The organism is Nonomuraea antri, from assembly GCF_013283785.1.
GTDB lineage: Bacteria > Actinomycetota > Actinomycetes > Streptosporangiales > Streptosporangiaceae > Nonomuraea > Nonomuraea antri.
This window is the reverse complement of record NZ_JABCPZ010000402.1, coordinates 1-5,107: the sequence shown is the minus strand read 5'-3', so window position 1 is coordinate 5,107 and position 5,107 is coordinate 1. Positions and strand designations below refer to the sequence as shown.

Here is a 5,107-nt window from a genome sequence, read left to right as displayed (position 1 = left end):
ACCCCAACCCGAACACCGGGGGCAGCTACGGCCTGGGCACTTGGGCCCGCCACAGCCTGCGCCCTCGGGCCCGCCACGGCCTGCGCACCTGGGACTGTCACGACCTGTGGGCTTGGGACCGCCACGGCCTGTGGGCGTGGGGCCGCCGTGACCCGTGTTCCGGGGACCGCCACAACCCGGTTGCCGGGCACGACCACGGCCACCCCGTCGGCCGACAACCCTTCGCGCACCACCTCGAGCACAGCGGCCAGCGCGTCGTCCGGCTCGCTGACCGACAGCGCCTGCCGGAGCCGCAGGGTCAGCCTCTCCAGGTCAGCGGCCGAGACCGGCCGGAGGCGCCGCGCGAGCCGCCGCACCACGAGCGCCACCTCCGCCCACCCTCGCGGCGAGGTGGCATCCACAGGTCCGCCTCGAGAACTTCCCGCCGACCCATGGGACGCACCTACCGACCGTCGGGAAAGCCCCGAAGGCTCCTGAGATACGCCCACCAGCCCGCGCGCAACGCCAGCCGGTTGCGCGATCGTCGCGCTCATGGCAGTTGCCAGACGCCGCTGACCACCGCGACCGCCGTCAGCACCGCGCCCGCCCCGAGCCACCACCCGCGCCGCGCCGCGTCCCGAGCCATCGCCAGCGCGCCCGCCCCGAGACTCAACGCCAGCAGATACAGCGCATGCCAGGCGGGCGAACCAGGGATGAACCCGGCAGGCTCCAGGTACGGCGGATGCCCCCACAGCGCGAACTCGACGTAGAGACCCAACATGGTCAAGCTGTCATGTTCCGACTCCACCACCTGGTTGGCCGCCATCAACCCCAGCATCACCAGCGCCGACGCCCCGGGCCAGGGCAGCCACCTGGCCACCGCCACCCCCAGCAGCGACCCGCCGAGCAGGCATAACGGCCCGGAGGCGATCTCGAAGAACGTCGGGAACCGCTGCAACTCCACGTCCGTGACCACATAGATGCCGGCCAGCACCGCCTGGATCGTTCCCGCCAGCAGGAACGGCCCGAGCGCCGCCAGACAGGAGGCCGCCGTACGCTGCTCGCGGGTGACCGGCGCGGCCGCCAGCATCTCGTCCGCGCCCGCCCGCCTGGACGCCGACGCCACCAGCACCGACGCGAAGAACACCGGCACCCCCAGCGGGATCACGAGCGCGCTGGTGAGCATGCTGAAGGCGGGCCGCGGCCCCCACGCGCCGCTCACCACGTTGAGCACGTACGCCACCAGCCCGGCGATCGTGAGCGGATGCAGCATCAGCCGCCGGGTCTCGGCCAGGGCCAGCGTGGGCAGCCGGTCGGCGAACGTCCGCCAGGGTCCTGCCTCGGGTGCCGGGAAACCGGCCAGGGTGTCGTGCGCGCTCATCGCCACGCGTCCATCGATCGCATGCCCTCTCTGTCGCACCACCACGCTCCCACGGTTCACGACCCACTCCCAGCCACTGCACGCGCCCCGCCAGGTGCGCGTGCTCCGCCCTGTGTACACGCTGCTCCAGCCGTACGCGCCCCGGCGGGCGTCGTATGCGCTCCGCCAGAAGCCGTACGCGCCTCACCAGGTGCCGTGCCCGCCCCACCCGCTGTGGCGCACGTCCCACCTGCTGTGAGATGCGTCCCACCGGCTGTCACGCACGCCTCGCCCGACGCCGAACGAGCCTCGCCAGCCGCCGTACGAGGCTCACCGGACGCCATACGAGCCTCGCCGGACGTTATACGAGCCCTTCCAAGTGCGGTACGCGCTACGCCAGATGCGGTACAAACCTCGCCGGATGCCGTACGTCCTCCACGGAGTGACACGCCCGTCCCACCGAACAGATGCGGGCGGGAGAGCATGAGCGCGGTGGCGGTCAGCGCCATCCCGGCCAGGACCGGCGCCAGATGCCACAGATCCACATAACCGATCGCCAGATGGGCGGCCACGGCCGGCAGGAAACCCGCGACGGCGGCCAGCGCCAGCGTCCACCACACCCACGACTCGCCGCGCCGCCATCCCCACATGCTGAGCAGGGTGATGGCCACGGCCGCCGCCATAAGCCCGCCGCCGAACCCGGCCCTGTCATGCGCGATGAACGGCAGCAGTCGCTCGCTCGCCGTCCGCAACCCGTCCGGCCCGGTGCCCAGGAACTCCAGGTCGCTGGGTACGAACACGTCGGTGAGACCGACCACCGACACGGCCACCCCGCCGGCGAACAGCCCCATCCCCGTGATCACCATGAGCAGCTGCCCGGTCAGCGCCCGGCGCCGCTCGCGTTCCGGCCCTCGGGCTGGACGGTCCACCGGGGCACGGACGTCCGCCGTCTGAGCACGGGCAGGAACATGGGCAGGAGCGCGGCGGTCAGCACGGCGTGCAGCGGCTCGACGTACCGATGGACGAACAGGTACACCACAGTGGCGAACCCGATCGAACCGGACACCAGGAACGCCTTGCGCGCCCACGGCCACCCCCTGCGCATCCCGCCGGCGGCGAGTCCCGCGTGCAGGACGCCGATGGCCACCATCGTGCCCGCCAGCGTGATCCGGTCGTGCCGCAGGAAGTGCACCAGGTGATGGTTGACGTCGTGCAGCGCGTCGGGGTCCATGCCGAGGTAGGCGCGGTCGTACCAGAGCAGCACGGGGCCGAGCGTGACCGCCGCCGCCACCAGCCCGGCCACCACCATGACGACACCCGCCATCAGCCCCCACCACCAGGCGGGCCACCGGCGCGGATCCAGGCCGACGTCCCGCAGCGAGGGGGTGGGCGCGGTTGGGGTGGCGGCCTCCACGACCCGGCCGAACCACCCGGGCCCCGCCTCGACCAGCAGGCCCGGCGTGGCCAGCACGATCCTGCCCGGCTCGGCCAACGCCCGCACGGCCGCCCCGACACCTGGGTCAGCCACTCGAACCACGCCCACCCACCCATCGCCCGGTGTCCCGGTGTGCTCCGCTCCTGTCGGGTGAACAGCAGCCGTCCGTCGATCGTCTGGTGTCTTCGTGTGGGCGGTTTCCGCTGTGTGAACGGCGTCCGTCCGTCGGTCGCTTGGCGTCGCTGTGTGGACGGCTTTCGTCGTGTGAACGGCTTCCACCAGCCCAGCGCCCTGCGCCACCGCGCCCGCTTTAGGGACCGGATCCGGCAGGACCGTGTTCACGTGTTCCGGGGCCGACTCCGACGGGACCGTATCCACGTGTTTCGGGGCCGGATCCGGCAGGACCCCGTCCACATGAGGGGCCAGGGCGGCGGCCGTTGCCGGGTCGTTCGTCGCGGCGAGTACCGGTACGCGCCGGCCCGTCGCCGCTCGCCGTACCAGCGGGACGTCCGCGAGCCCGACCGGTTCCACCACGATCAGGCCGGCGCCGATCGGTGGCAGCGCGCGCACTGCGTCGAAGGCCACCTCGGGCGGTACCGTCGCGCCCAGGCGGCTGTGCACCGCGACCCCGCCGGCCGTCCCGCGCAGGTGTGCGGGCGGGTGCCGGTGCCCGAGCAGGTGCGCGATCGCCCGTCCGCCGCCGGGTAGCGAACCCGTGCGGGCCAGCACCCGCAGCGCCGTCCGCCGTGAGGGGCGCACGCCGAGCAGCGCGCCCGCGAGGCCGCGCAGCGGCTGATACGTCCAGTCAGGCATCGGCACGTCTCCACACGTGCGTGCCCGCCGGACGTCCGCCCAGGTCGGACGGCTGGTCACGCAGGCCGCCGGTACGGTTCGTCCCGGCGATCGCCCGCACCCGCTCCGCCAGGCCGAGGGCGGTGAGGGTGGCGAGGGCGCGCGGGGAGTTCGGCCGCAGCGCCGGTCCGGCCCCGGGCTCGGTGAACTCCGTGGCCCGTTCCAGCACGGTCACCCGTCGGCCGATCCGGTGCCGTACGATCGCCGCCGCCAGGCCGCCGATTCCACCGCCGACCACGACCGCAGCAGGCATGACCGTTCCCCCGTCCGTCCCGTTTGAGCGATTGCTCAAATCGCACCATAGAGGCATTTAAGCAGTCGCTCAAGTGGACGGCGGAGCCGGGGACGTGCTCAGGCCGGCGCGGTCAGTGCCTGGAGCTCGCCCTTGTACAGGAGTTGCTGGACGAACAGCACGTTCGCCTTGTCGCTCAGCGTCAGGACGGCTCGCAGCGTCGTCAGCGTGTTCGCATGCGGCCGGTCGTGGGTGATCCGTGTGGCGTACGTGCCGAACGTCGCACCGTCGCGCGTGGTCCCCACGGCGGTGAGCCGAGTCGTCAGCGCCTTGTCGACCGCGTCCGCGGCGGACGCCTCGGGCACCACGCAGATCACGTTGACCGCCTGGTCACCCGGGGCGCTCGGACGGCGCAGCCCGACGCCGTACAGCATGACGGGACCGGGCGCCGGCGCGGCCATGATGGTGGCGGCGGCGACGTCGCCGAGGCAGTCGGCGAGCGCGGCGTGATGAGAGCTGTCGGCCAGCGCCGGCTTCCCGCCCAGGACGGCCGCCAGCGACTCGGGCACGGCGGCCGTGGCCGCGGTCGTGTCGGTCACCACGACCTGGTTGAGCTGGTTGGTCACCCCAGGGGCGATCACGCGTGAGACGTCGATGTCGGCGCCGTCGGCGAAGGAGAGCCCGTCGTGCTCGCCCAGGCGGCGCGGCTTGGCCCCGAGCGCGGTCAGCCGGGTCCGTACGGCCTCCGGGTCGATGCCGCCGTCGAAGCGGAACGCCTGGCGCGGCGGCACCCCGATCGCCATCGCCCGGTCGCTCGCCGCCGGGTTCAGGCCGGTCGCGTTCGGCAGCGTCGTCGCGGCCTGGGCCAGGCCGCCCAGCCCGGCGGCGGTGGCCGGCAGCCAGCGCCGCGCGGACGCGTCTGCGCTGAAGCCGCGCCACCAGGCGGGTTCGCCGTATTCGAAGTACTCGGCGGCCGGACCTTCGCCGTCGACCTCGGCCATGGCGTCCAGCAGCTTGGTCGTGGTGGCGAGCGTCGTCGCGGCGGCCGGGGACGGCGACTCCTGGACGGCCTTCACGGCTTCATCGGTGGTGGACTCGGCGGCCTTCTGCCCGCACCCGGTCATCAGCAGCAGCGCCGCCAGCGCCGCACCCATTCTTCGCATGAGCGATCACGCTAGGTGGGTCCGCTTGGAGCCGACTGACAGGTTGCTGCAAATCGCACCGGGGCCGGTTCGGGGGGGTCGCGGGC

The 5,107-nt window shown here is 73.1% G+C and carries 7 protein-coding genes; 2 read left to right on the top strand and 5 right to left on the bottom strand.

Annotated features, from left to right (window positions below):
- Both HII36_RS56190 and HII36_RS53220 read right to left on the bottom strand, forming a co-directional pair.
- A partial coding sequence (locus HII36_RS56190) for a hypothetical protein (protein WP_407940915.1) occupies nt 1-368 on the bottom strand: 368 nt, incomplete at its 3' end.
- A gap of 161 nt (nt 369-529) precedes the next feature.
- The gene (locus tag HII36_RS53220) at nt 530-1,360 is read right to left on the bottom strand and encodes a hypothetical protein (RefSeq protein ID WP_173531037.1); all 831 of its coding nucleotides are present in this window, start codon (nt 1,358-1,360) and stop codon (nt 530-532) included.
- Between the two features lie 100 nt (nt 1,361-1,460).
- Between HII36_RS53220 and HII36_RS53215 the strand changes: the two genes are divergently transcribed.
- Complete coding sequence (locus HII36_RS53215; protein WP_173531036.1) at nt 1,461-1,598, top strand: hypothetical protein; 138 nt, start codon at nt 1,461-1,463, stop codon at nt 1,596-1,598.
- 621 nt (nt 1,599-2,219) lie between these two features.
- Here HII36_RS53215 and HII36_RS53210 read toward each other — a convergent pair.
- Nucleotides 2,220-2,840, bottom strand: coding sequence for a hypothetical protein (locus tag HII36_RS53210; protein WP_173531035.1), 621 nt, complete (start codon nt 2,838-2,840; stop codon nt 2,220-2,222).
- Nucleotides 2,841-3,188: 348 nt separating this feature from the next.
- Between HII36_RS53210 and HII36_RS53205 the strand changes: the two genes are divergently transcribed.
- On the top strand, nt 3,189-3,482 hold the full coding sequence (locus HII36_RS53205; protein ID WP_173531034.1) for a hypothetical protein: 294 nt from the start codon (nt 3,189-3,191) through the stop codon (nt 3,480-3,482).
- Between the two features lie 97 nt (nt 3,483-3,579).
- On the opposite strand, the gene HII36_RS53200 is transcribed toward HII36_RS53205, so the two are convergent.
- Complete coding sequence (locus tag HII36_RS53200) at nt 3,580-3,879, bottom strand: NAD-binding protein (protein ID WP_173531033.1); 300 nt, start codon at nt 3,877-3,879, stop codon at nt 3,580-3,582.
- A gap of 98 nt (nt 3,880-3,977) precedes the next feature.
- Nucleotides 3,978-5,021: a hypothetical protein gene (locus tag HII36_RS53195; RefSeq protein ID WP_173531032.1), complete on the bottom strand. Its 1,044-nt coding sequence runs from the start codon at nt 5,019-5,021 to the stop codon at nt 3,978-3,980.
- Nucleotides 5,022-5,107: the final 86 nt, after the last annotated feature.

Coding starts and splice junctions, on each gene's coding strand:
- HII36_RS53195 (WP_173531032.1), bottom strand. CDS start 5,021: ATGCGAAGAATGGGTGCGGCGCTGGCGGCGCTGCTGCTGATGACCGGG.
- HII36_RS53220 (WP_173531037.1), bottom strand. CDS start 1,360: ATGAGCGCGCACGACACCCTGGCCGGTTTCCCGGCACCCGAGGCAGGA.
- HII36_RS53205 (WP_173531034.1), top strand. CDS start 3,189: ATGAGGGGCCAGGGCGGCGGCCGTTGCCGGGTCGTTCGTCGCGGCGAG.
- HII36_RS53200 (WP_173531033.1), bottom strand. CDS start 3,879: ATGCCTGCTGCGGTCGTGGTCGGCGGTGGAATCGGCGGCCTGGCGGCG.